Below are 25,317 nucleotides of genomic sequence, written 5' to 3'. Positions count from 1 at the left end.
ATCCGCGGGTGTCTGCGACCCGCGAAAATTTATCAAGCATGGAAGGAATGACATAATGTCCCTGCCAGCTCACCTCAAACCACCAGCATTAACGCCAGCACCACAACTGCACCGATGCCCATTGAAGCGACATACCAGCGCAGATAACCATTTTCGCTCACTACCAGACCTTTACTGGCCAGCCGCGAACCGCCTGCCAGCAAGCCAATCAGCGTATTTAACGGGTCCGATTTCAGTAACCAGGCAATGGCGCGATAAGGTCTGACAAATAACAGGTCATATAACCAGTCGAAACCCCAGGCAGCGAACCACCAGCGAGAGAGAATGCGTCCCGGTGCACTGGCTGCCACCGCTGACACCAGCCGGCGTTTACCCAGCCACAACAACCCGGCAATCACAAGACCGGCAACGGCAACAATCCCTGACGCGATTTCCAGGGCCATTTTCCCGCCATCAGCACCGTTACCCTGCGGCAGAACGTTAGCCAGCGGTGGTGTGATTAATGCGCCGACAAAAGTCGAAAGCACCAGTAATACCAGCAGCGGTAAACTGTGAGTGATCCCTTTTCCTGCATGAGCCTTAATTTTCTCTTCACCGTGGAACACAATAAAGATCATCCGGAAGGTGTACAGGGAGGTAAGGAAAGCCCCGGCCAGACCGGCTGCCAGTAAAGCATTGTGGCCGCTGCTCATTGCACCGTAGAGAATTTCATCTTTACTGTAGAAACCTGCGGTGATCACCGGTAACGCAGACAACGCGGCACCGCCTACCAGGAAACAGGCATAGACCAGCGGCAGGCTCTTACGTAATCCCCCCATCTTGAAAATGTTCTGTTCATGATGACAGGCAAGGATCACCGAACCGGAGGACAGGAACAACAGAGCCTTAAAGAACGCATGGGTCATCAGATGGAAAATGGCAGCATCCCAGGCCTGGACCCCCAGCGCCACGAACATATAACCAATCTGGCTCATGGTCGAATAGGCCAGTACCCGTTTGATATCGGTTTGTACCAGTGCCGCAAAGCCTGCCAGCACCAGGGTTATTGCGCCGATAATCCCCACCAGATGTAAAACGTCCGGTGTCAGCAGGAACAGGCCATGGGTGCGGGCAATCAGATAGACTCCGGCGGTGACCATAGTCGCCGCATGGATCAGTGCAGATACCGGCGTCGGTCCGGCCATTGCATCAGCCAGCCAGGTTTGTAACGGTAACTGGGCCGATTTCCCGACAGCCCCCCCCAGCAACATCAGGGTGGCGAATTGCAGCATATGATTATCCGCCGCAAAGTGCGCAGGTGCCAGTTCGACCATTTCACGGAAATTCAGCGTACCCAGCTCGTTGTAAAGAATAAACAACGCAATGGCGAGAAACACATCCCCGATACGGGTAATGATAAATGCTTTCATCGCGGCTTTGCCGTTATCCGGATTGGTATAATAGAAACCAATTAACAGATAAGAGCACAGCCCTACTCCTTCCCAGCCGAGGTACATCAGCATCAGGTTATCGGCAAGTACCAGCACCACCATACTGGCGATAAACAGGTTGGTATAAGCAAAAAACCGTGAATACCCTTCTTCACCGCGCATATACCATGAGGCAAACATATGGATCAGGAAACCCACACCGGTCACCACCGACAACATAGTCAGGGACAGGCCATCCAGCGTCAGGTTCACCTGAATATTAAATTGCCCGACCTGCATCCAGGTCCAGAGGGCCTGCTGATAGACAGCCTCGCCCCGGGCGAAGAAATCCATTCCGGCATACAGCGTAACCAGCGCAGCCAGCCCCACCGAGCCAATTCCCACGGTGGCGGAGACATTCTCCGACCAACGGCCACGGGAAAATGCCAGTAACAGAAAGCCGATCAGCGGCAATAAAATAGTTAAATAGAGAAGGTTCATCCGCGCATCTCGCTCACTGAATCAATATTCAGAGTCTGACGACGACGATGCAATTGCAGAAGTAAAGCCAGCCCGATACTGGCTTCTGCAGCCGCCAGACTGATCGCCAGAATATACATAACCTGACCATCCGCCTGCCCCCAGTAACTGCCGGCAACCACCAGTGCCAGTGCGGCCGCATTAATCATAATTTCCAGACCAATCAGCATAAACAGTAAATTACGGCGCAGCATCAGTGAGGTCAGCCCCATCACAAACAGAATTGCCGCAAGAATAAGTCCGTGTTGCAGAGGGATCATATCTGTTCCTCCTTGTTACCTTTGATTGTGTCGTCGGGCCGGTTACTGAGCACCTCACCCCGTCTGTCTTCACGGCCAATATGGTAAGCCACCACAACCCCCGCCAGCAGCAGCATCGACGCCAGTTCCACCGCCAGCACATAGGGGCCAAACAGGCTGATCCCTACGGCTTTAGCGCCCATCACCGTACCGTCGATCCCCTGATCGTTAATGCCGGAAATGGCATGAACCAGAGCAATCAGTAACAGTAATGAGATAGTCCCGGGTCCGAACCATAAACCCGGCTTCAGCCATTCACGTTCCTGTTGCTGCTGAACTTTGCCGAGATTCAGCATCATCACCACAAACACAAACAGCACCATAATTGCACCGGCATAGACGATAATTTCCAGTGCGCCGGCAAAATAGGCGCCGAGGGAGAAAAACACGCCTGCCACTGCCAGCAACGAAACAATCAGATACAGCAGGGCATGTACCGGGCTGGTGTGAGTAATCACCCTGAAGGTGGTTAACACCGCAATTGCCCCACAAAAATAAAATGCGAACTCCATTGCCGACTCCTTAGGGTAATAAGCCTTTAACGTCGATAGGTTTGGCTTCGTTTTCGGCAGAACCTTTATCCTTACCGTCGATAGCCATACCGGCCATACGGTAAAAATTATATTCCGGATATTTGCCGGGGCCTGAAATCAGCAGATCACCTTTTTCATACACCAAGTCCTGACGTTTAAATTCACCCAGTTCAAAATCAGGTGTCAGCTGAATCGCAGTAGTCGGGCAGGCTTCTTCACATAATCCGCAGAAAATACAACGCGAAAAATTGATGCGAAAAAACTCCGGATACCAGCGTCCGTCACTCATTTCCGCTTTTTGTAAAGAGATACACCCGACCGGACAGGCTACAGCACAGAGGTTACAGGCCACACAACGTTCCTGGCCGTCAGGGTCGCGGGTCAGCACAATCCGCCCGCGATAGCGCGGCGGCAGATAGACCGGCTCTTCCGGATACATCTGGGTTTCGCGCTTAGCAAAGGCGTGCATTCCGATCATCCAGATACTGCGCACCTGTGTCGCAAATCCCACCACAATATCTTTTAATGTCATGGTGTAGCTCCTTATTGCGCGTTGTACAGAATCACTGCTGCGGTAGCCAGCAGGTTCAACAGCGTCAACGGCAAACATACTTTCCAGCCGAACGACATCACCTGGTCATAACGCGGACGCGGCAGCGCAGCGCGGATCAGAATAAACATCATCATAAAAAATGCCGTTTTGAGGGCAAACCAGATAAATGGCGGTAACCAGGGACCTAACCAGCCGCCAAAGAACAGTGTGACAATCAGTGCCGATACTGTGGTAATAGCCACATATTCACCGACAAAGAACAGACCGAATTTCATCCCCGCATATTCAATGTGATAACCATCCGCCAGCTCCTGCTCAGCCTCTGGCTGGTCAAACGGATGACGGTGACAGACCGCAACGCCGGCAATACAGAAGGTCAAAAAGCCAAAGAATTGCGGAATGATATTCCACAGATGAGTCTGACTGACGATAATATCGGTCATATTGAACGAGCCCGCCTGCGCCACGACCCCCATCAGGGATAGCCCGAGGAAGACTTCATAACTGAGCGTCTGGGCCGAAGCACGCATCGCCCCCAGCAGTGAGTATTTGTTATTACTCGACCAGCCAGCAAACAACACCGCATACACCGCCAGCCCTGCCATCATCAGGAAAAACAACAATCCGATATTCAGATCGCTGACCATCCAGTCCGGAGAGACCGGGACAATGGCAAACGCCAGCAGTAAGGCGACAAAGGCAATGACCGGTGCAAGGGTAAAAATAGCCCGATCAGTAAAAGGCGGAACCCAGTCCTCTTTAAAGAACATTTTGATCATATCTGCAGCCAGCTGCAGTGAGCCCCCCCAGCCGACACGGTTTGGCCCGTAACGGTTCTGGAATAACCCCAGCAGGCGGCGTTCGGCAAAACTCATCAAGGCGCCACAGGCCACAACCACCAGCAGGATAACTATTGCCTTCACTATTTGGATCAGTACCGCGATGACTTCAGGAGTAAACCAACTCATTGTGCTGCCTCCTGCAGTTTTTCAATAGTGGCACCGGACAGGAACAGAGGAACCCCCGGCATTCCCAGCGGCAAGCCTGCCTGACCGGCAGGTAACGTCGCTGAAAAACGGACCGGCAGGCGGAGGGTTTCACCGGCGCATTGCAGTTCCAGCCATGTGCCGCGGGTGATACCCAGCTTTTCCGCCTCCCCCTGATTCAGAACCACACAGGCTTCAGTCATACGTTCACGGAACACCGCCGAGCGCTGTGACAGCTCTTCACTGCCAAATAAGCGATACAGAGGGGCTACCTGCCATTGACCACGGATCACCGGGGCTGGCAGCGGCGGCATAAACCACTCCAGTTGTCCGGCAGAAGGTTCGATTAACCGGACCCCGGGGTCGCCATGACGTAAATGCCCGCCGACCTCATCCTGGAATTTATTCCACGCCTGAGGTGAATTCCAGCCGGGTGCCCAGGCGAACGGCACCTGAGAACGCGGTGCGGAAGGCTGGTTATTCCCTTCCATGGAGAAGGCGAACATCGTATCAATATCCTGCGGCTGCCGCGGTTCATGCACACTGATATTGGCGCGCATGGCCGTACGCCCGCTATAACGATGAGGTGAGCGGGCCAGTTTCTGCCCGCGGATACGAAAGGCTGCGTCCGGAGCGGCATCTTTAATCGCCGCCAGCTGAGGCTGTGCAGCAATCACTGAGTCAATAACATGATCCAGCTGTGACCAGTCAATTTTCCGGCTTTCCAGCGCCACATGCAGCGAATGCAGCCAGCGCCAGCTTTCGGTAATTTGTACCGAATTATCGTAGAATGCAGGGTCAAATACCTGGAAGAAACGTTGTGCACGCCCTTCCTGGCTGACAACGGTCCCGTCAGCTTCGGCAAAAGTTGCCGCAGGCAGTACGAAACTGGCTTTATCCAGGGTTCTGGTCTGCTGGTGATCCGCCACTATGACCTGCTGGCAACGTGCCAGCGCCGCATCCACCAGTGATGCCGGAGCATGGCGATAGAGGTCATTCTCAAGGACTACAACCGTATCAGCGTCCCCCTGGTGCAGCCTATCCAGTACCGGCTCAAGCGGCTGACCACCGAGCATCGCCAGCCCGAGGCTGTTAGCCTGAGGCAACAGGAGAGTGATACCCACATCTGATCCGCGGTTTTTCAGTGCTCTGGCCACATTGGCCGCGGCATCGATTATTGCCTGGCTGCCGGAGTGAGTGCCGGAAATAATCAGCGGTTTCTTCGCACCACTCAGTGCCTGCACAATCACATCCAGTTTGCCCTCCAGAGAGGCGTCCATCTCTCCGGCCGCCGGTGCCGAGCTGTCGATGGCATGGGCAATCGCAAAGCCAAGCCGGGCCTGATCTTCCACCGCTGCCCGATAGCTCCAGGCAGCAATATCATCCAGCCGGGTTTCCTCGGTATGGGTTAAAAATAGCGGATGTTTCGCATGCTGGCCGATATTGAGGATCGCCGCAATCTGCCAGTCAGCCACTTTCTGGGCCGCTGCCATTTCACGCGCTTTTCCTTTCAGGGCCTGACGTACGGATAAGGCTACCCGCGCCCCTACCTGGGTCAGGTCTTCTCCCAGTACCAGTACGGCATCATAAGATTCGATATCCCGTAAGGACGGCGTGTTGATACCGCCATCACGCAGCACCTGCAGAACCCGCATCACATTATTATGTTCACTGCTGGCCATTCCGGTCGAAAAGTTTTCTGCTCCGACCAGTTGCTGTAACGCAAAGTTACTTTCTATACTGGCGCGTCCGGAGCCGATACCAATGACCTTTTTCCCCTGACGTATTATATCGGCAGCCGCATTAATCACCTGTTCTGAACTCAGGGTAACCCAGTCACTGCCGTGCCGCTGGCGAGGATGACGGGGACGGTCATCACGGTTTACATACCCGTAGCCAAACCGGCCACGGTCACACAGGAAATAGTGGTTAACACTGCCGTTAAAACGGTTTTCGATACGTCGCAATTCACCATAACGCTCACCGGGGCTGATATTACAGCCGACGCTGCACTGCTGACAGATGCTGGGAGCGAACTGCATATCCCATTTACGGTTGTAGCGTTCGGAATGAGTTTTGTCGGTAAACACGCCGGTCGGGCAGACTTCTGTCAGGTTACCTGAAAATTCGCTTTCGAGGGTGCCATCCTGCGGCCGGCCAAAGTAGACATTGTCGTGGGCACCATAGACCCCGAGGTCGGTACCACCCGCATAATCTTTGTAATAACGGACGCAACGATAGCAGGCAATACAGCGGTTCATCTCATGAGAGATAAAAGGCCCGAGATCCTGGTTACGATGGGTGCGTTTGGTGAAACGATAACGCCGGAAACTGTGTCCGGTCATCACCGTCATGTCCTGCAGATGACAATTCCCCCCTTCTTCACAGACAGGACAATCATGGGGATGATTGGTCATCAGCCATTCAACCACACTTTCACGAAACTCTTTCGCTTCGGCATCTTCCACCGAAATAAAAGTGCCGTCAGAGGCCGGGGTCATACAGGACATCACCAGACGTCCACGGGTATCTTCGGCATTCTGGTATTGCTTTACCGCACACTGACGGCAGGCACCTACACTGCCCAGCGCCGGATGCCAGCAAAAATAAGGAATATCCAGCCCGAGAGAAAGACAAGCCTGTAACAGATTGTCAGCCCCGTTTACTTCATATTCTTTACCGTCTACATGAATAGTAGCCATAGTGAACATGCTTCCGTAAGGCTCGTGCCGGCACGAGCGTTAAACATAATACTTATAATTTATCGTGGTGAATCAGGCGCCAGGCTCCCCTGACCGCGGGGAGGCTACCTGACTTACCATCGTGATTTCAGCAGGTTAGGCTGAATACCCTTCACAGGACGGATATTGCCGAATACCTGGGGTGCAATACCCGCTTCAAACTCATCACGGAAATATTTAATCGCACTCTGCAATGGCTCTACGGCACCAGGCGCATGGGCGCAGAACGTTTTGCCCGGGCCTAGCTGGCGACAGAGTTGTTGCAGCGTTTCAATATCCCCCGGCTGCCCTTTTCCCTGTTCCAGAGCGCGAAGAATTTTGACACTCCACGGCAGGCCATCACGGCACGGGGTACACCAGCCACAGGACTCGCGGGCAAAAAACTCTTCAAGATTACGGACCAGGGAAACCATATTAATTTCATGATCAACCGCCATCGCCAGCGCGGTCCCCAAACGGCTGCCGGCTTTACCAATACTGGCAAACTCCATCGGTAAATCGAGATGCGCATCAGTCAGAAAGTCGGTGCCTGCACCGCCGGGTTGCCAGGCTTTAAACTGCAGCCCGTCACGCATTCCTCCGGCATAGTCCTCAAGAATTTCACGGGCAGTAATCCCGAAAGGCAGTTCCCAGACACCGGGGTTTTTCACCCGTCCGGAAAACCCCATCATTTTGGTCCCGGCATCATCACTGCCGGAAATCCCTTTGTACCAGTCCACCCCGTTGGCAATAATGGCCGGCACATTTGACAGGGTTTCAACATTATTCACACAGGTCGGTTTACCCCACACACCAGCGGATGCCGGGAACGGTGGTTTGGAGCGCGGGTTAGCCCGGCGGCCTTCCAGTGAGTTAATCAGAGCGGTTTCTTCACCACAGATATAGCGCCCGGCGCCCGTATGAACGATCAATTCAAAGTTAAAACCGGTCCCAAGGATATTTTTTCCCAGCAGGCCCGCCGCGGTCGCTTCATCTATTGCCCGTCGCAGGTGCGCGGCCGCTTCAATATACTCACCGCGCAGGAAGATATAGCCGCGGTAGGCTTTCAGAGCAAATGCCCCAATCAGCATCCCTTCCACCAGCTGGTGTGGCATCTGTTCCATTAGCAGGCGGTCTTTATAGGTGCCGGGCTCCATCTCATCCGCATTGCATAACAGATAACGGATATTCATGGATTCATCTTTAGGCATCAGGCTCCATTTCAGGCCGGTGGAGAAACCAGCCCCGCCACGGCCTTTCAGCCCGGAGTCCTTGATTTGTGCCACAATGTCATCCGGCGACAAACTCTGAAGTGCTTTTACAGCACCGGCATAGCCATTTTTACTGCGGTACTCTTCCAGCCACACGGGTTGCTTATCATCCCGCATCCGCCAGGTCAGAGGATGGGTTTCCGCAGTACGAATGATTGTTTTAACGGTCATTGATACTGCTCCAGTAAAGTGGCAATTGCTTCCGGTGTCAGATGGACATGCGTCTGCTCGTTGACCATCATGACCGGCCCCTTATCACAGTTTCCCAGACAACAGGTAGGTAACAGCGTGAAGCGCCCGTCGGCGGTGGTCTGTCCCGGTTTAATATTCAGGGTGTGTTCCAGTGCCGTCTGTATCCCCTGGTAGCCGGTAATATGACAGACCACGCTGTCACAGTAGCGGATCACATACCGGCCGACCGGCTGGCGATAAATCTGGCTGTAAAAGGTGGCGACCCCTTCGACATCACTGGCCGGAATACCGAGCACACCGGCAATCGCATCAATCGCCCCGTCGGGAACCCAGCCGCGATGTTTCTGGACAATTTTCAGAGCTTCTATCGACGCGGCGCGGGCATCTTCGTAATGATGCTTTTCGTGTTCAATGGCCTGATGTTCTTCTGCGCTCAGCACAAAAGTTTCTGCAGGGTCTATCGTTTTAACGGCTATTTGCTGGTTATTCATCATTAGCGGTCCACGTCAGACATAACAAAATCAATACTGCCAAGATAGACAATCAGGTCTGATACCAGGCTGCCACGGATCACCGAAGGGATCTGCTGTAAATGCGGAAAGCTCGGCGTTCTGACCCTGGTCCGGTAACTCATGGTGCTGCCATCACTTGTCAGGTAATAACTGTTGATACCTTTGGTCGCTTCAATCATCTGGAACGATTCATTAGCAGGCATCACAGGACCCCAGGAAACCTGCAGGAAGTGGGTAATCAGCGTTTCGATATGCTGCAATGTGCGCTCTTTCGGCGGTGGTGTTGTCAGAGGATGATCCGCTTTAAACGGACCCGCCGGCATATTTTTCAGACATTGTTCAAGAATACGCAGTGACTGCCACATCTCTTCCATCTTCAGCATCACGCGGCTGTAAGCATCGCTGACGCCCCCGCCGACCGGAATGTCAAACTCAAAGTTTTCATAACCGGAATACGGGCGCCATTTACGGACATCAAAATCCAGCCCGGTGGCACGTAATGCGGCCCCGGTAGTTCCCCAGGCCAGGGCTTCCTGCTGGTTATAGGCGGCGACTCCCCGCGAGCGGCCAACCAGCACACTATTACGCAATGCGGCTTTGTCATATTCTTTGAGCCGTTTTGGCATCCAGTCGAGAAAGTCACGCAGTAACCGTTCCCAGCCGTTAGGAAGATCATGAGCAACGCCACCAATACGGAACCAGGCAGGATGCATCCGGAATCCGGTGATCGCTTCCACCACATCATAAATTTTTTGCCGGTCAGTGAAGGCAAAGAATACCGGGGTCATCGCCCCCACATCCTGAATAAACGTCGAGATATAAAGCAGATGGCTGTTGATACGGAACAGCTCAGAAAGCATCACACGGATCACATTGACCCGATCGGGAACAGTGATCCCCGCCAGCTTTTCGACAGCCAGTACATAAGGCATTTCATTAACACAGCCGCCGAGATACTCAATCCGGTCCGTGTAGGGAATATAGCTATGCCATGACTGGCGCTCTGCCATTTTTTCAGCACCACGATGGTGGTAACCAATGTCCGGCACACAATCGACAATTTCTTCACCATCCAGCTGCAGAATGATCCGGAAGGCACCATGGGCTGACGGATGGTTAGGGCCGAGGTTGAGGAACATAAAATCTTCACTGGCCGTACCGCGCTTCATGCCCCAGGCATCGGGATTAAATGCCAGAGCCTCCATTTCCAAATCTTCTTTCGCTTTGGTCAGGGAAAAAGGATCAAACTCCGTGGCACGGGCCGGATAGTCTTTACGTAACGGATGACCACTCCAGGTATCAGGCATCATGATACGGGTCAGGTGCGGGTGTCCGCGGAACGTAATGCCAAACATTTCCCAGGTTTCCCGTTCATACCAGTTGGCATTGGGAAAAATTGTGGTCAGAGTCGGCAAATACAGATCGCTTTCCGCTAACGCTACCTTGATCACAATATCGCGGTTACGATCAATCGATAACAGATGATAGAAAACAGAAAAGTCAGCAGCAGGCAGCCCCTGACGGTGGGTACGCAGCCGTTCATCTGTTCCATGCAAATCGTAAAGCATGACATAGGGTTTAGGCAGTGCGCGTAAGAAGGTGATTACTTCCGGTAACTGTTCACGCGGAACCCAGACCACCGGATGCCCGGTACGGGTTGGCTGAACAGTAAAGGCCTCAGGGCCAAAACGATTACGCAGTTCACCGATAACAGGATCATCAAGATGATCTCTGGTTTGCCAGGCGGGCAGAACGGAGTCTTGCGTGTTCAAATCAGTCATACGATATTCACCATTCCGGCCTGTATTCAGGCACTTATAAGATGACGTCAGGATGGCGGCCGGCGGGATGATGGTTCAGATGACGCCGGGATACACTCATCCCTGAATAACCGGCTTAGATTTCATCCGGGGTGCGTAAAGTTGTCACAGCAATACGTTCGCCACGTTTTCGTTCACGCTCTGAAGGCATATTGGCCCGGTAGACCCCCTGATCCCCGACCACCCAGGAGAGTGGCCGGCGTTCTTTACCGATCGATTCCTGCAACAACAACAGGGCCTGCATATAGGCTTCAGGACGAGGCGGGCAGCCGGGGATGTACACATCCACCGGCAGGAACTTATCAACGCCCTGCACAACAGAATAGATATCGTACATACCGCCAGAGTTGGCACAGGCTCCCATTGAGATAACCCATTTTGGCTCGAGCATCTGGTCATAGAGACGCTGTATTACCGGGGCCATTTTGGTAAACGGTGTCCCGGCAATCACCATAAAATCAGCCTGACGGGGAGAGGCACGCATCACTTCGGCGCCAAAACGTGCTACATCATGGACAGCAGTAAAAGAAGTGGTCATTTCAACATAGCAGCAGGAAAGACCGAAATTATAAGGCCATAGAGAGTTTTTTCTGCCCCAGTTAACCATGTCATGCAGCGCATGCTCCAGCTTGCCCATATACACACTGCGGTGTACATGCTGTTCCAGCGGATCGCTCACAATCTCCTGTTTTTGCAGGGGATAACGATCATTATTCCCGCTGCCTTCAGGGTCTATGCGGGTCAGCGTATAGTCCATTCTAATGCCTCACTGTTACTGCTTTTGAGAAGGGATATCACTACGTCCGGAATCTGTGGTGACGCGACGACGGGCAGGTGCCCAGTCCAGCGCACCGATACGTGCCAGATACACCAGACCCGCCAGTAATACCAAAATAAAGATCGCCGCTTCGGCAAAGCCTATCCAGCCGCTTTCGCGCACAGAAACTGACCATGCGTAAAGAAACAGCGCTTCAACATCGAAAATGACGAAGAACATCGCCACCAGGTAGAATTTTGCAGACAAGCGCAGCTGGGTATTACCGACCGCGTCGATACCCGACTCGAAAGGTGTATTTTTGTATCTTGCTTTTGCCCTGCCCCCGAGTAACCAGCCCCCGGTTAACATGAAAGCACAGAGCCCGAAAGCAATAATGACAAATACAACGAAAGCCCAATGATGTGCGATTACTTCAGTGGTTGTTGACATACTCATGCTTACTCATCAAACGTAGATCCGGAAGCCAGCTGACGCTTAACGCCCGTCACCACAATCATTCAAAGGAAGGGTTAACCTTATAAAAATCTGCTGCACCTATGGTACCCACAGTATAATTATGGTTTATCTACCCTCTACAGTAACCTTTTGTCAACACTGACAATTATAATTAAAGACTAATTCACAAAACACACATATTATTAACAAACAGTGCGACTTCGTCCAGCTAAATCGCTTCAGTCATGGTTGCTCATAGGGCGAACTGTTTAATTTAGCAACGATGTCCTTATAGTCTGGCAGGTCTTTTTCAATTTACCCCGGAAAGGATGAATTATTTTTTGATCGAGAGCAGAATTCAGAGAAGGATGAATAAAAAACAGCCAGATTGCGGGTTTTTATTCAAGTTTTTGCGGGTGACGGCAATAAAAAACCCGCCACAGAGATGACGGGTTTTAATAATCAGTAACGCTAACGGCTGTTCCGCTAGTGATCTTCACTATTTCCCGGGATGACATCCGTCAGATCTTCATCCTCTTCTGGCAGAGTCTCGTTATCTTCAGATAACGGATGTGACGGATCAGCCAGCGGCTGTAATACGGTAAAGACCGACCGCAACAGTTCGTTATCATTATCTTGCTGACGACACACCAGATACTGGGTATCCGGCAGAGCAGGCAGTCCTTCCGCATTGCCCAGCACTCTGACTTCCGGGCCGATCATTTCGGCCGGACGTGCTGTTGCTCCCAGGCCTGATTTTACCGCGACTTTCACCGCAGACAGAGAGGTCGCCACGTAGGAAATACGCCATGGCGTTCCATTACGATTAAGATTTTCGATGGCCATTTCACGATAAGGGTTAGACTCATCCTGTAAAACCAACGGCAAGGCTTCACCGTGCCGGAAAGCATAATCTGCGGCACAAAACCACAATGTCGGAGAAGTACGCAGTACCTGGCTGATAACGCCATCACCGGCTGAAGTGCTCAGCACGATATCAACCTCTTTTCTCTCCAGCAGCTCAAACACAGTGGCCGACGGGGTAATACGGATATCAATCGTCAGTTTCGGATATAACGTGGTAATACGGTTAAGCACATAAGGAAGCAAGGTCTCGGCCGTGTCCTCAGTCACACCGATAGTCAATACTCCCTGCACATTGCTGTACATCAGCGATGCACAGGCTTCATCGTTAAAACGTAAAATTTTACGGGCATAGCCAAGTAACTGAATACCGTGCTCTGTCAGTAATTTATTACGCCCGTGTCGTGCAAACAGTTCTTTTCCGACCAGTTGCTCAAGCCGCTGCATTTGCTGGCTGACAGCTGACTGAGTACGGCACACAGCCGCGGCGGCGGCGGCAAACGTATTCAGATCCGCTACTGCGACAAATGTTCTTAGCAGGTCGAGATCCAGATTCATAATTGGAGGATTAGTATTTGTCATATTTTTTAGTCACTTATAAGATTTTTATTACTTACTGCCCTGGTATTACTTCAAAACCTGCCTGCCGGCAGGATACAAATCGGGGTGAGTATTTCCAAAAAAGGGTCCATCGGCAATAAGCGCAGACAGAAAAGCGGCCCTGTTTCAGAAAGTTCTCATTAACACAATTATTTCTATGTTGCGTGAAAGAAGACATTTTCTCCGGAAATGTTTCACGCTTCTGCTGAATATTTATCCTGACCAGAAAATGGCAGGTCGTAAAATTTATTGCAGATTTTAATCGCATTAAATTTATTAATAATACTTAATCATTTTTAACCGGGAATTGGAATTTTTTTTATATAAAAGTACATAATTTTTGACCTGCTTCATATTCAGAGAGCGGTATTTACCACTGACATCATCCCGGCGAGAAAGATAACCGAAAATAGTTGAGCAAAAAACCCTATCCTGCTGTTTTTTATATGTAATATAACATCATCAATATAAATAAAATCAGGACAATCATTAAAATTTAACAGAATTATCTTAATTAACTATTGATTTGAAATGCTGTTTGCTAATTTTCTTATCTATACAATAAAAATGGAACCGATTACATAAATAAACAATTAATCTGTCCTTACTAATAATTTACAGTTTTATCTTTACCTTCGGTTAACTGTTCATCTTTTACACGGTAAATTTCAATCAGATAGCCTGAAAGCAACAACCAGAATAAAATTCTATGTTTATAGAGATTGCTGGTTAATTAATCTGGTTTTATTATATTTTACATTATATGATAATATTAAAATTACTGATGAGCTGAACAAATCCCCAAAAGATGCCTTTACCCTTCTTTTAGCACCATCAGAAGAGTACATTTATAGTGTTGACTCACAGGGCAGACACATGGACTCTGCCATCCAAGGCGATTGTAATGACTTATAAAATTGAAAAATCTGCGAAGCTTGAGAACGTTTGTTACGACATACGCGGCCCGGTACTGAAAGAGGCTAAACGCCTTGAGGAAGAAGGTAATAAAGTACTCAAACTCAACATCGGCAATCCGGCACCGTTCGGGTTTGAAGCGCCGGATGAAATTCTGGTGGATGTGATTAAACATCTGCCGACCTCCCAGGGATACTGTGATTCAAAAGGACTCTACTCCGCCCGCAAAGCCATTATGCAGCACTATCAGAAACGGGGTATGCGTGATGTCACTGTTGAAGATATCTATATCGGTAACGGTGTTTCAGAGCTGATCGTGCAATCTATGCAGGCGTTACTGAACACCGGTGACGAAATGCTGGTACCGGCACCTGACTACCCGCTATGGACAGCGTCGGTCTCCTTATCCAGCGGTAAAGCGGTACATTATCTCTGTGACGAATCTGCTGGCTGGTTCCCTGACCTGGACGACATTCGGGCCAGGATCACTCCGCGGACCCGCGGGATTGTTATTATTAACCCGAATAACCCGACAGGTGCGGTGTACAGCAAAGAACTATTGCTGGAAATTGTGGCTATCGCCCGTGAACATAACCTGATTATCTTTGCCGACGAGATTTACGATAAAATTCTTTATGATGAAGCCCGGCACCAGTCTATTGCCGCTCTGGCTCCGGACTTACTGACTGTCACCTTTAACGGATTGTCCAAAACTTACCGTGTGGCCGGTTTCAGACAAGGCTGGATGGTGCTGAATGGCCCGAAAAAACATGCCAAAGGCTATATCGAAGGCCTTGAAATGCTGGCCTCTATGCGTCTGTGTGCCAACGTACCGGCGCAACATGCGATCCAGACCGCATTAGGGGGTTATCAGAGTATCAGCGAGTTTATTACTCCCGGCGGGCGTCTTTACCAGCAACGGGACCGTGCCTGGGAACTGATTAACGAAATTCCCGGTGTCAGCTGTGTAAAACCACAGGGCGCATTATATATGTTCCCGCGTATCGACCCGAAAAAATTCAATCTGCACGATGACCAGAAAATGGTACTGGATTTTCTGTTACAGGAAAAAGTCCTGCTGGTTCAGGGCAGCGCGTTTAACTGGCCATGGCCTGACCATGTCAGGATTGTCACACTGCCACGTGTTGATGACCTCGAAATGGCTATCGGTAAATTCGGCCGGTTCCTGGAACACTACCACCAGTAATCAGCGGCATCCGACCTGCCCGGATCAGCAGATTCCGGGCATTTTTATTCTCCTGAATTCCGTATTTCACCCGCTCCGGTTTCCCGCCTGTCATTATCCGCTGCTATTATTGATGCCACTCACGACGAGAACGGCAGGTAAGGAGTTTGTGTATGAAGTTACAAAGTACGTTTATGGCATGGATCACCCGCATGCCACTGATCAAACGCTGGGCATTAATGCATTGTTTTCAGGAAGAGAATGTCGCTGAGCATAGTCATCAGGTAGCTGTGATTGCCCATTTACTGACTGTCATCGGTAATACCCGTTATGGAAATACTCTCAATCCTGATCGTGCTGCAGTCATCGCCTTATATCATGAAGTCTCCGAAACCAAGCTTCAGGATATCAACTCCAAGACCAAGTACCATAACCCCCGTTTCACGGAGGCATTTAAACAGCTGGAAACTCTGGCCGAGCAGGAGTGTATTGAGACCTTACCCGAAGACTTGCGGGCAAGTTTCTCGGGGCTGATCATTCAGAATGATGTCGATCCGCAATACAAAGCTATCGTCAAAGCGGCAGATATTTTATCCGCTTATATCAAAGCATTAAACGAGTTACGCTTTCATAACGATGAGTTTCAGCATGTCAAAGAAGGACTGGAAGAACGTATCGGCCAACTACGCCATGAGATGCCGGAAGTGAACGATTTTATGGCAGTATTCTGTGCCAGCTGTACCACTACCCTCGATAAAATCTCGGAGCACTATCGCTAGCCGATACCCCGGATATCATTTTGTCCCGCAGGGTTATTGCCTGCGGGCAGAGAGGAACAGGGTATCAGTCAGAGTTCATCAAGAAAGGTTTTATCCAGCTGGTTAAAAGCCCGCTTAAGCACATCCGCCAGAGACTGGTACGTCGGAGAACCTTCCGGCATAGCCGTTGCCTGGCCCGCATGGGCCAGTTTTTCCCGTAACGAATGATACCACTGTAATAATGACGGCGGCAGAGGCTTAACCGAGCGTTTGCCCATCCACCATAATCCCTGCAACGGCAGACTGCAGGCAAATAGCGCGCTGGCTACCGCAGGACCTAATTGTGCATGTAACGCAATTTGCCAGCACAGGGTGAATATCGCCAGCGGTGGCATAAACCGGATACCAAACCGTATCGCCTTACCGATGCGGTGTTCAGGGAATACCGGCCTCAGACGCTTATCATCAGGCCAGGTTTTCATATAGTGCTGACCGCGTTGTAATATACCAAACCAGCTTACATTGCCTGAATTACTCATCACGGAACCTCAACTATATCAATAAAACATCAAAAAAATTTTAAAACAGTCACTAATCAGGTGAAATTTAACATCGCTTTAAATACCATAGGCTTTTTTACAGCAGATCATCCCCGGTGCCGCTCGCAAAAAATCATCGCTGCACATTCAAAAAAAAATGCAGAAATTACAGTTTTTTTTGAGTATGGACAATATTTTGCTCCGGCCGGGTATTTATTCTAACCCCGTCAGCATTCATGGGTTACATTAACGTCTGATGGCGCTGTTCATCGCCACTTTAAACAAATAGGTGCTTCCATGTCGAGTAAGTTAGTCCTGGTCCTCAACTGCGGCAGTTCTTCCCTGAAGTTTGCTATCATAAACCCTGAAAACGGTGATGAATATCTTTCCGGACTGGCAGAATGCTTTAATTTGCCGGAAGCACGGATAAAATGGACTCAGGAAAGCGGTAAACAGGAAGCATCTCTTGGCGCTTATGCAGCCCACAGTCAGGCACTTGATTTTATCGTCAGTAATATCCTTCGCCAGCAACCGCTGCTGTCAGAACAGATTGTTGCTATCGGGCACCGGGTAGTACATGGTGGTGAGCGCCTGACCCAGTCAGTGATTATTGATCAACACGTGATTGCAGAAATCCGTAATGCGTCCGGCTTTGCGCCATTGCATAATCCGGCACATCTGATTGGCATCGAAGAAGCATTAAAAAACTTCCCGCATCTGTCGGACAAAAATGTCGCGGTATTTGATACAGCATTCCACCAGACTATGCCCGAAGAAGCTTATCTTTATGCCCTGCCTTACCCGTTATATACCCAACATGGGATACGTCGCTATGGTGCCCATGGCACCAGTCACTATTATGTATCACGTGAAGCCGCAAAGATCCTGGAAATCCCGGCAGAGTCGCTGAATGTTATTACCTGCCACCTGGGGAACGGGGCTTCAGTGGCGGCAATCCGTAATGGTGAATGCGTTGATACGTCCATGGGGTTAACGCCGCTGGAAGGACTGGTCATGGGAACCCGTAGTGGTGATCTTGACCCGGCAATTATCTTCTTCCTGCATGATAATCTGGGGATGACAACCGACCAGATTAACCACATGCTGACCAAAGAATCCGGGCTGCTGGGGCTGACGGAAGCCACTAATGATTTCCGTTATGTGGAAGAAAATTACCTGACGGAAGACAATGCGCGCCGGGCAATGGATGTGTTCTGTCATCGTCTGGCAAAATATATCGCCTCCTACACTTCATTAATGGATGGCCGGTTAGATGCCGTCGTCTTTACCGGAGGAATTGGTGAAAATGCCGCCAGAGTGCGTGAACTGACCCTGAAAAGACTGGCATTACTGAATCTGGATGTTGATCATGACAGCAACCTTGCTGCCCGTTTCGGACAATCCGGATTTATCAATAAACCCGGCACCCGGCCGGTGCTGGTGATCCCGACAAATGAAGAACTGGTGATTGCCCGGGATGCCGCAAGGCTCACCGCCTGAATTTATTATCTCACCGTCAGCTCAGGCTGACGGTGTTGTTTTTAAGACCCGACAAAATGAAGAGAGGTCGATAGTGTCCCGCACAATTATGCTTATCCCCACCGGCACCAGTGTCGGTCTGACCAGTGTCAGCCTTGGCGTACTTCGCGCTATGGAACGTAAAGGGATGCGCCTCAGCATCTTTAAACCTATCGCACAGCCCCGTTCAAATAGCGATGCGGAAGACCATACCACCGCAATTATCCGCCATAATTCAACCATCCCTGCCGCCGAACCGTTCCGCATGTCTTACGTGGAAAACCTGCTGGGCTCAAACCAGCAGGATGTGCTGATGGAAGAGATTATCGCCCGCTATCATGAGAACGCCGGTGATGCAGAGGTGGTACTGGTGGAAGGGCTGGTTCCGACCCGCAAGCACGAATTTGCCAATGCACTGAATTACGAAATTGCCCGTACTCTGAATGCTGAGATTATTTTCGTCATGTCACCCGGTAACGATTCAGCTGCGCAATTTAAAGAACGGATTGAGATCGTTCAGGGCAGTTTCGGCGGGAAAAAAAATAAAAATATTTCAGGCATCATTATCAATAAGCTGAATGCACCGATCGATGATCAGGGCCGGACACGTCCTGATCTGTCAGAAATTTTCGAAGATTCAACCGAAGCCGGCGTTGCCAGCCTGGAAGGCGAACAGTTTCGTGAAATCAGTCCGTTGCCGGTCTTAGGCTGTATTCCCTGGAGTTTTGACCTGATAGCGACCCGGGCTATCGATATGTGCCGTCATCTGAATGCGCGGATCGTCAATCAGGGTGACATCCGCACCCGGCGGATAAAATCAGTGACCTTCTGTGCCCGCAGTCTTCCGCATATGCTGGAACTGTTCCGGCCGGGATCTCTGCTGGTCACCTCAGCTGACCGGCCGGACGTACTGGTATCAGCATGTCTGGCTGCGATGAACGGTGTGGAAATTGGTGCCATTCTGCTGACCGGGGGATATGATATTGACCCGCCGATCCTCGATCTCTGTTCGCGGGCGATGCAAACCGGTCTGCCTGTGTTTACGGTCAACACCAACACCTGGCAGACATCGCTCAACCTGCAAAGTTTTAACCTGGAAGTGCCGGTGGATGATACCCAGCGTATCGAAAAAATACAGGAATATGTGGCCAGCCATATCAGCAGTCACTGGGTTGATTCACTGGGCGAAACATCGGTACGAAACCGCCTGCTCTCACCTCCTGCCTTCCGTTATCAGTTAACTGAACTGGCTCGTCAGGCGGCTAAACGTATTGTGCTGCCTGAGGGGGATGAGCCCAGAACGGTGAAGGCTGCTGCCATCTGTGCTGCCAGGGGTATCGCGACCTGTGTGCTGCTCGGTAATCCGGATGAAATACACCGTGTCGCCGCAGCCCAGGGCGTCAGCCTCGGTCAGGGTATCGAAGTGATCGATCCGCTACAGGTACGGGAAAAATATGTGCCGAGGCTGGTTGAGTTGCGCAGGAATAAAGGGATGACCGAAATTGTCGCCCGCGAGCAACTGGAAGATAATGTGGTCCTCGGAACCCTGATGCTGGAACAGAACGAAGTCGACGGGCTGGTTTCGGGGGCTGTTCATACCACCGCTAACACTATCCGTCCGCCATTACAGCTGATTAAAACAGCGCCTAACAGTTCACTGGTATCATCGGTGTTCTTTATGTTGCTACCGGAACAGGTACTGGTTTACGGTGACTGTGCGATTAACCCGGACCCGACGGCAGAGCAACTGGCAGAAATTGCGATTCAGTCAGCAGACTCAGCCCGTGCCTTTGGTATTGATCCGAAAGTCGCCATGATCTCTTACTCCACCGGAAATTCCGGGGCCGGCAGTGATGTGGAAAAAGTCAGGGAAGCTACTCGTCTGGCCAGAGAAAAACGGCCTGATTTAATTATCGACGGTCCTTTGCAATATGATGCCGCCATTATGGAAGATGTGGCGAAGTCCAAAGCCCCGGATTCCGTGGTCGCAGGCCGGGCAACGGTGTTTGTCTTCCCGGACCTGAATACAGGTAACACCACCTATAAAGCAGTACAGCGCTCTGCAAATCTGATCTCTATCGGGCCGATGTTACAAGGCATGCGTAAACCGGTGAATGACCTGTCACGCGGAGCACTGGTCGACGATATTGTCTACACCATTGCGTTAACCGCGATTCAGTCAAAACAGGCTGAAAATAATCACTAATCTCCGGACACAGACAGGCGGGCATTGATGCCCGCCTGTCTGTTATTTATGCCGGCTAAATACCATAAAGATTATGGCTGCAGCTCGTTAGAAGCGCGACGGCCTTCGTTATTACGGCTCATCCATAAAGATAACGCCTTCAGAGAATCATCGGTGAATTCGTCACAACGAACGGTAATTTCTTCAGGTGTCATCCAGAAAATTTCAGCCACTTCTGTTTCCTGCATGGCAAAAGGCCCGCGGCAAACACAACTGAATAATGATCCCCAGACACGGCAATGCTCATCTTCAAAGTAGAATTTACCGTGTTCGGCAAAAGGAACCGCCGCAATTCCCAGTTCTTCTTCAGCCTCGCGGCGCGCTGATGCCAGCACATCTTCTCCGGACTGAACGACACCACCGGCAGTCGCATCCAGCTTACCTGGCATAAAGTCTTTAATTTCGGTCCGGCGCTGAACCAGTATCCGCCCCATTCCGTCATGCACCACGATATAGGTTGCCCGGTGACGGAGACACTCGGCACGCATTTGCACGCGACTGGTTGTTGTGACAACGTTATCGTCTTCACTCACGATATCAACCTGCTCAATACCGTTTTCAGAAATTTGCTCCACCATCCGTAACCCTTTTATCCAGCTGATACTCACTGTACTAATATTATCAGACAATTATTACAATGAACCAAAAGTCAGTATGAAATATTACTCTGTCACGGCACGCTGGCTGATTTTTCCGCAACCTCACCGGAAAAACCGCACGTTCAGCCCCCTTTGCCGGTTGCCAGATACCCCGCCTCAGCCCGCAGGCCAGGCGGGACAGGATTATTTTAATGCACCGGAAAGGAATTGTTGCAGGCGCGGGCTTTTCGGCTGACTGAATACCGTCTGCGGATCACCCTGCTCTTCGATTTTCCCCTGATGCAGGAAAATAACATGATTTGAAACGTGACGGGCAAACTCCATTTCGTGGGTAACGACCACCATGGTTTTTCCCTCTTCCGCCAGCTGCTGCATAATACGCAGTACCTCACCCACCAGCTCCGGGTCCAGTGCTGATGTGGGTTCATCAAACAGTAACACTTCCGGTTCCATCGCCAGGGCTCTGGCAATCGATACCCGCTGTTGCTGTCCTCCCGACAGATGTACCGGGTATTTGGCACGGGCCCGTTCATCAATACCCACTTTATCCAGGTATTTAATCGCCCGTGCACGGGCCTCCTGTTTACTGACCCCCAGTACCTGCACCGGGGCTTCCATCACATTATCCAGCACCGTCATATGGCTCCACAGATTAAAGTGCTGAAACACCATCGTCAGCCGGGTACGTAATTTGCGCAGCTGTTCTTTATCAGCCACTTTCAGTTGCCCGTCGTTATCCCGTACCAGATGGATATTTTCATTATTCAGGGAAATAGAGCCTTCACTGGGTTTTTCAAGAAAATTGATACAACGTAAAAAGGTACTCTTACCGGAACCGGAAGATCCGATAATACTAATCACATCACCAGCCGCAGCCTGTAATGAAACGCCTTTGAGAACCTCATGCTCGCCATAACGTTTGTGGAGTTCTGTCACACTTAATTTTATATCAGCCATAATTTTACTCTGCGAAATCAGGAGGTAACGTGGGGCAGCCAGCGACGCTCAGCCATACGGAACAACGTAATCAGACAATAAGAAATAATCAGATAAATAACGGCAGCAATACCAAACGCAGTAAATGGCTGATAAGTAGCCGCATTAATATCTCTGGCTATTTTCAATACATCCGGTACGGTCGCGGTAAATGCCAGTGAGGTGGAGTGCAGCATCAGTATCACCTCATTGCTATAAGCTGGCAGCGCGATACGCAAAGCGGCAGGTAAGATGATACAGCGGTACATTTTAAAACGAGAGAACCCATAAGCCCTCGCTGCTTCAATCTCACCATAGGGCACCGAACGGATAGCCCCTGCAAATACCTCTGTCGTATAGGCACAGGTATTCAGCGTAAACGCCAGGATGGCACAATTCATGCCGCTACGGAAAAAAGCATTCAGCAGTTCGTTACCTTTCACTATTTCCAGGGTATACATCCCGGAATAAAATACCAGTAACTGAACATATAACGGCGTCCCGCGGAAAATATAGGTAAACAGCCAGACAGGGGTACTGATAAACCGGTTAGAAGAGACTCTGGCAATCGCCAGAAAAATGGCCATCACGCCACCAATAACCACAGAAATGATCAATAACCACAGCGTGATAGCAACCCCGGTAAAGCGATAGCCATCAGTCCATAACAATGACTTCCAATAGTCGTGAAGAATATCAATCATAATTCAGCCTTTTTCACCCCAACTGAATAACGGCGTTCCAGCAACCACAGCACCCCGTTAGACACCGTAGTAAAGAACAAATAAATTACCCCGGCAACGATGGCAAAATAGAACGGCTGCCAGGTACTCTTACCGGCCAGTTGCGTAGCTTTGATCACATCTTCCAGGCCGAGCAATGACACTAACGCAGTAGCTTTCAGGATCACCTGCCAGTTATTGCCAATAGCAGGTAATGCAAACCGCATCATCAGCGGAAAGGTGACTCGGCGGAAAATCTGAGCCCCTGACATACCATAGGCCGTCGCCGCTTCAATTTGTCCTTTAGGTACCGAGAGGAACGCTCCGCGAAATGTTTCGGTAAAATAAGCACCGTAGATAAAACCAATGGTAATGATACCGGCAACCATCGGGTCAATATCAATTTGATCCCAGCTCAGTGCGTCAGTCAGCTGATTGAGGACAATCTGTAAACCATAATAAATCAACAGCATCAGAACCAGGTCAGGAATACCGCGGATAATAGTGGTATACAGGCCGAAAATAGTCGATAAAAGGCGGCTTTTAGATAACTTCGCCGCGGCACCTGTCAGGCCCAGAATCACCGCCAGAACCACAGAGCTGATTGCCAGTTCAATTGTTACCAGCGCACCTTTCATAATGACGTCGGTATATCCATAGAGCATCAAAAAATTCCTGCAACAAAAGAAACAACAACTGCCCGCACACTAAAGCGGGCAGCTCGCGACGCACTAATCGCCGTAAATATTAAAGTCGAAATACTGTTTCGCCAGTTTTTGGTAAGTACCATCCTGCCGCATTGACTCGAAGGCTTTATCTATTGCGGTTTTCAGCTCATTATCACCTTTGCGCAGCCCCATTCCGGTACCGACACCAAAAATCTTATCATCTTTAACTGCCGGGCCAGAGAAGGCATAGGCTTTACCCACCGGACTTTTCAGGAAGCCTTCTTCGGCCTGTACTTCATCCTGGAAAGCCGCATCGATACGCCCGGCATTCAAATCCTGATACACCTGATCCTGTCCGGCATAAGAGACCACATTCACGCCTTTCGGACGCCAGTATTGGTTAGCATAAGTCTCCTGGGTCGTCCCCTGTTCAACACCGATGGATTTACCTTTCAGTGAAGCGATTGTTGGCTGTAAGACTGAACCTTTCTTCGCCACCAGCCGGGAGTTAGCCGCATACAGTTTCTCCGAGAACGCGATCTCACGTTCACGTTTTTCGGTAATCGACAATGAAGAGATAATTGCGTCTATTTTTTCCGCCTTCAGTGACGGAATCAGCCCGTCAAAATCACTTTCCACATAAGTACATTTGGTATGAATACGGGCACAAATTTCATTGGTTAAATCGATATCAAACCCCACCAGCTGGCCGTTGGCATTTTTTGATTCAAAGGGCGGATAGGTCGGATCAGTTCCGATACGAAGCGTTTTCGGGACTGCTGCAAAAACACTGCCGGCACTGGAGAATGCCAGCATCAGAGAAAGAGCTAATACTCGCTTTTTCATGGACTGCCCTCAGGTTAATTTTTATAGTGTTGAGTAATAAATGTTGTGTGCTCACTGATTCTTTAGCACATTTCATGCCAGGCAGTTATCTTCCCGCCAGCCCCTTCGTCCGGCACCGGATGTTATGTATGGCGCAGCCTGCCCCCCCGGCGTCGCACTGCCGGATGGCTTGCTATTTACACTCAGGCACCCTAATGGTGCAAAAAAGGCACTCTGATAGTGCCCCGGTATGTAATTGCTCTGTTTTGGTGCCCTGAGGGATCAGCTTTTGCCCTGCCAGCGGGCAAATAAATCTTTCGGTAATTCAATATCAAACTGATCAATAACACGGTTCACTGTCTGATCAACGATATCCATGACGTTCTGCGGGCGGTGATAAAATGCGGGGACCGGAGGCATAATAATGGCCCCCATTTCTGCGGCAGTGGTCATCATTCTTAAATGACCAAGGTGTAAAGGCGTTTCCCGTACCCCAAGCACCAGCCGACGCCGCTCTTTGAGTACCACATCGGCAGCGCGGATCAGTAAGTTATCACTGTAGCTGTGCACAATGCCGGACAGGGTTTTCATTGAGCAGGGTAATAAGGCCATTCCATCCGTTTTGTAGGAGCCGGAGGAAATACTGGCACCAATATCACGAATATCATGAACAACATCCGCCAGTTGCTGCACATCACGTACAGAGAAGTCACTTTCCAAAGCAAGTGTCTGACGCGCTGACTGACTCATGACCAGGTGAGTTTCAACCTGCGGTACCTCTTTCAGTACCTGTAAAAGACGAATACCGTAAATAACGCCGCTGGCACCTGACACCCCGACAATGAGTCTTTTCAT

At 50.4% G+C, this 25,317-nt stretch carries 23 protein-coding genes; 4 read left to right on the top strand and 19 right to left on the bottom strand.

The genetic code is table 11. From position 1 onward, the window contains the following. Positions 1-74: 74 nt before the first annotated feature. From nuoL to JK198_RS05145, 12 genes are all read right to left on the bottom strand, one after another. Complete coding sequence (gene nuoL / locus JK198_RS05200; protein ID WP_212707213.1) at positions 75-1,910, bottom strand: NADH-quinone oxidoreductase subunit L; 1,836 nt, start codon at positions 1,908-1,910, stop codon at positions 75-77. Further along, positions 1,907-2,209, bottom strand: coding sequence for an NADH-quinone oxidoreductase subunit NuoK (nuoK, locus tag JK198_RS05195; protein ID WP_212707214.1), 303 nt, complete (start codon positions 2,207-2,209; stop codon positions 1,907-1,909). Before nuoK ends, nuoL begins: the two co-directional genes overlap by 4 nt. After that, positions 2,206-2,760, bottom strand: a complete 555-nt coding sequence (nuoJ, locus tag JK198_RS05190; protein ID WP_212707215.1) for an NADH-quinone oxidoreductase subunit J — start codon at positions 2,758-2,760, stop codon at positions 2,206-2,208. Before nuoJ ends, nuoK begins: the two co-directional genes overlap by 4 nt. A gap of 10 nt (positions 2,761-2,770) precedes the next feature. Then, the gene (nuoI, locus tag JK198_RS05185; protein ID WP_212707216.1) at positions 2,771-3,313 is read right to left on the bottom strand and encodes an NADH-quinone oxidoreductase subunit NuoI; all 543 of its coding nucleotides are present in this window, start codon (positions 3,311-3,313) and stop codon (positions 2,771-2,773) included. An 11-nt stretch (positions 3,314-3,324) separates the two neighbouring features. Next, positions 3,325-4,302, bottom strand: coding sequence for an NADH-quinone oxidoreductase subunit NuoH (gene nuoH, locus JK198_RS05180; RefSeq protein ID WP_212707217.1), 978 nt, complete (start codon positions 4,300-4,302; stop codon positions 3,325-3,327). Beyond that, positions 4,299-7,022 (bottom strand): NADH-quinone oxidoreductase subunit NuoG, encoded by a 2,724-nt coding sequence (nuoG, locus tag JK198_RS05175; protein ID WP_212707218.1) that lies wholly within the window; start codon positions 7,020-7,022, stop codon positions 4,299-4,301. The genes nuoH and nuoG overlap by 4 nt, the downstream gene beginning before the upstream one ends. A 113-nt stretch (positions 7,023-7,135) precedes the next feature. After that, positions 7,136-8,482: an NADH-quinone oxidoreductase subunit NuoF gene (gene nuoF, locus JK198_RS05170; RefSeq protein ID WP_212707219.1), complete on the bottom strand. Its 1,347-nt coding sequence runs from the start codon at positions 8,480-8,482 to the stop codon at positions 7,136-7,138. Further along, positions 8,479-8,994 carry an NADH-quinone oxidoreductase subunit NuoE gene (nuoE, locus tag JK198_RS05165; protein ID WP_212707280.1) on the bottom strand — a complete coding sequence of 172 codons (516 nt, stop codon included), beginning with the start codon at positions 8,992-8,994 and terminating at the stop codon, positions 8,479-8,481. The genes nuoF and nuoE overlap by 4 nt, the downstream gene beginning before the upstream one ends. Before the next feature lie 2 nt (positions 8,995-8,996). Then, positions 8,997-10,796 (bottom strand): NADH-quinone oxidoreductase subunit C/D, encoded by a 1,800-nt coding sequence (nuoC, locus tag JK198_RS05160; RefSeq protein WP_212709963.1) that lies wholly within the window; start codon positions 10,794-10,796, stop codon positions 8,997-8,999. Between the two features lie 115 nt (positions 10,797-10,911). Beyond that, positions 10,912-11,592: an NADH-quinone oxidoreductase subunit B gene (locus JK198_RS05155; protein ID WP_212707221.1), complete on the bottom strand. Its 681-nt coding sequence runs from the start codon at positions 11,590-11,592 to the stop codon at positions 10,912-10,914. A gap of 15 nt (positions 11,593-11,607) precedes the next feature. Then, positions 11,608-12,048, bottom strand: coding sequence for an NADH-quinone oxidoreductase subunit A (locus JK198_RS05150; protein ID WP_212707222.1), 441 nt, complete (start codon positions 12,046-12,048; stop codon positions 11,608-11,610). A gap of 486 nt (positions 12,049-12,534) precedes the next feature. After that, entirely contained in the window at positions 12,535-13,494 is a 960-nt protein-coding gene (locus JK198_RS05145) for a LysR family transcriptional regulator (protein WP_212707223.1), read from the bottom strand. Positions 13,495-14,416: 922 nt separating this feature from the next. Between JK198_RS05145 and JK198_RS05140 the strand changes: the two genes are divergently transcribed. Both JK198_RS05140 and yfbR read left to right on the top strand, forming a co-directional pair. Further along, a complete protein-coding gene (locus JK198_RS05140; protein WP_212707224.1) occupies positions 14,417-15,634 on the top strand; it encodes a pyridoxal phosphate-dependent aminotransferase in 1,218 nt (405 codons plus the stop codon). Between the two features lie 152 nt (positions 15,635-15,786). Then, complete coding sequence (yfbR, locus tag JK198_RS05135) at positions 15,787-16,392, top strand: 5'-deoxynucleotidase (RefSeq protein ID WP_212707225.1); 606 nt, start codon at positions 15,787-15,789, stop codon at positions 16,390-16,392. Positions 16,393-16,460: 68 nt separating this feature from the next. Here the strand turns inward: yfbR and yfbV are convergent, their stop codons facing one another. Further along, complete coding sequence (gene yfbV, locus JK198_RS05130; RefSeq protein WP_212707226.1) at positions 16,461-16,910, bottom strand: terminus macrodomain insulation protein YfbV; 450 nt, start codon at positions 16,908-16,910, stop codon at positions 16,461-16,463. A gap of 297 nt (positions 16,911-17,207) precedes the next feature. On the opposite strand from yfbV, the gene JK198_RS05125 reads away from it, so the two are divergent. After that, entirely contained in the window at positions 17,208-18,410 is a 1,203-nt protein-coding gene (locus JK198_RS05125) for an acetate kinase (protein ID WP_212707227.1), read from the top strand. Between the two features lie 73 nt (positions 18,411-18,483). Continuing rightward, positions 18,484-20,634: a phosphate acetyltransferase gene (gene pta, locus JK198_RS05120; protein ID WP_212710019.1), complete on the top strand. Its 2,151-nt coding sequence runs from the start codon at positions 18,484-18,486 to the stop codon at positions 20,632-20,634. A 71-nt stretch (positions 20,635-20,705) separates the two neighbouring features. Here pta and yfcD read toward each other — a convergent pair whose 3' ends face one another. From yfcD to JK198_RS05090, 6 genes are all read right to left on the bottom strand, one after another. Then, a complete protein-coding gene (gene yfcD / locus JK198_RS05115; protein ID WP_212707229.1) occupies positions 20,706-21,251 on the bottom strand; it encodes an NUDIX hydrolase YfcD in 546 nt (181 codons plus the stop codon). A 204-nt stretch (positions 21,252-21,455) separates the two neighbouring features. After that, complete coding sequence (hisP, locus tag JK198_RS05110) at positions 21,456-22,229, bottom strand: histidine ABC transporter ATP-binding protein HisP (RefSeq protein WP_212707230.1); 774 nt, start codon at positions 22,227-22,229, stop codon at positions 21,456-21,458. A 17-nt stretch (positions 22,230-22,246) separates the two neighbouring features. Continuing rightward, positions 22,247-22,951: an ABC transporter permease gene (locus tag JK198_RS05105; protein ID WP_212709964.1), complete on the bottom strand. Its 705-nt coding sequence runs from the start codon at positions 22,949-22,951 to the stop codon at positions 22,247-22,249. Continuing rightward, entirely contained in the window at positions 22,948-23,634 is a 687-nt protein-coding gene (gene hisQ, locus JK198_RS05100; protein WP_212707232.1) for a histidine ABC transporter permease HisQ, read from the bottom strand. The genes JK198_RS05105 and hisQ overlap by 4 nt, the downstream gene beginning before the upstream one ends. 66 nt (positions 23,635-23,700) lie before the next feature. Continuing rightward, positions 23,701-24,483, bottom strand: coding sequence for a lysine/arginine/ornithine ABC transporter substrate-binding protein (locus JK198_RS05095; RefSeq protein WP_212707233.1), 783 nt, complete (start codon positions 24,481-24,483; stop codon positions 23,701-23,703). A gap of 261 nt (positions 24,484-24,744) precedes the next feature. Continuing rightward, positions 24,745-25,317: a UbiX family flavin prenyltransferase gene (locus tag JK198_RS05090; protein WP_212707234.1), complete on the bottom strand. Its 573-nt coding sequence runs from the start codon at positions 25,315-25,317 to the stop codon at positions 24,745-24,747.

Origin of the sequence: Tatumella sp. JGM91, assembly GCF_018257575.1 — a bacterium.
Taxonomy (GTDB): Bacteria; Pseudomonadota; Gammaproteobacteria; order Enterobacterales; family Enterobacteriaceae; genus Tatumella; species Tatumella punctata.
Note: the sequence above shows the minus strand (reverse complement) of the source record. Positions and strands in the feature narration are given on the sequence as shown.

Excerpts from the sequence above, each read along its gene's own strand:
- JK198_RS05140 (WP_212707224.1), top strand. The coding sequence starts at position 14,417 with ATGACTTATAAAATTGAAAAATCTGCGAAGCTTGAGAACGTTTGTTAC.
- nuoC (WP_212709963.1), bottom strand. The coding sequence starts at position 10,796 with ATGACTGATTTGAACACGCAAGACTCCGTTCTGCCCGCCTGGCAAACC.
- JK198_RS05105 (WP_212709964.1), bottom strand. The coding sequence starts at position 22,951 with ATGATTGATATTCTTCACGACTATTGGAAGTCATTGTTATGGACTGAT.
- hisQ (WP_212707232.1), bottom strand. The coding sequence starts at position 23,634 with ATGCTCTATGGATATACCGACGTCATTATGAAAGGTGCGCTGGTAACA.
- yfbV (WP_212707226.1), bottom strand. The coding sequence starts at position 16,910 with ATGAGTAATTCAGGCAATGTAAGCTGGTTTGGTATATTACAACGCGGT.
- nuoJ (WP_212707215.1), bottom strand. The coding sequence starts at position 2,760 with ATGGAGTTCGCATTTTATTTTTGTGGGGCAATTGCGGTGTTAACCACC.
- nuoG (WP_212707218.1), bottom strand. The coding sequence starts at position 7,022 with ATGGCTACTATTCATGTAGACGGTAAAGAATATGAAGTAAACGGGGCT.
- JK198_RS05095 (WP_212707233.1), bottom strand. The coding sequence starts at position 24,483 with ATGAAAAAGCGAGTATTAGCTCTTTCTCTGATGCTGGCATTCTCCAGT.
- JK198_RS05145 (WP_212707223.1), bottom strand. The coding sequence starts at position 13,494 with ATGACAAATACTAATCCTCCAATTATGAATCTGGATCTCGACCTGCTA.
- nuoF (WP_212707219.1), bottom strand. The coding sequence starts at position 8,482 with ATGACCGTTAAAACAATCATTCGTACTGCGGAAACCCATCCTCTGACC.
- nuoH (WP_212707217.1), bottom strand. The coding sequence starts at position 4,302 with ATGAGTTGGTTTACTCCTGAAGTCATCGCGGTACTGATCCAAATAGTG.
- yfcD (WP_212707229.1), bottom strand. The coding sequence starts at position 21,251 with ATGGTGGAGCAAATTTCTGAAAACGGTATTGAGCAGGTTGATATCGTG.
- nuoL (WP_212707213.1), bottom strand. The coding sequence starts at position 1,910 with ATGAACCTTCTCTATTTAACTATTTTATTGCCGCTGATCGGCTTTCTG.
- JK198_RS05125 (WP_212707227.1), top strand. The coding sequence starts at position 17,208 with ATGTCGAGTAAGTTAGTCCTGGTCCTCAACTGCGGCAGTTCTTCCCTG.
- yfbR (WP_212707225.1), top strand. The coding sequence starts at position 15,787 with ATGAAGTTACAAAGTACGTTTATGGCATGGATCACCCGCATGCCACTG.
- nuoK (WP_212707214.1), bottom strand. The coding sequence starts at position 2,209 with ATGATCCCTCTGCAACACGGACTTATTCTTGCGGCAATTCTGTTTGTG.
- JK198_RS05090 (WP_212707234.1), bottom strand. The coding sequence starts at position 25,317 with ATGAAAAGACTCATTGTCGGGGTGTCAGGTGCCAGCGGCGTTATTTAC.
- hisP (WP_212707230.1), bottom strand. The coding sequence starts at position 22,229 with ATGGCTGATATAAAATTAAGTGTGACAGAACTCCACAAACGTTATGGC.
- JK198_RS05150 (WP_212707222.1), bottom strand. The coding sequence starts at position 12,048 with ATGAGTATGTCAACAACCACTGAAGTAATCGCACATCATTGGGCTTTC.
- nuoE (WP_212707280.1), bottom strand. The coding sequence starts at position 8,994 with ATGAATAACCAGCAAATAGCCGTTAAAACGATAGACCCTGCAGAAACT.
- JK198_RS05155 (WP_212707221.1), bottom strand. The coding sequence starts at position 11,592 with ATGGACTATACGCTGACCCGCATAGACCCTGAAGGCAGCGGGAATAAT.
- nuoI (WP_212707216.1), bottom strand. The coding sequence starts at position 3,313 with ATGACATTAAAAGATATTGTGGTGGGATTTGCGACACAGGTGCGCAGT.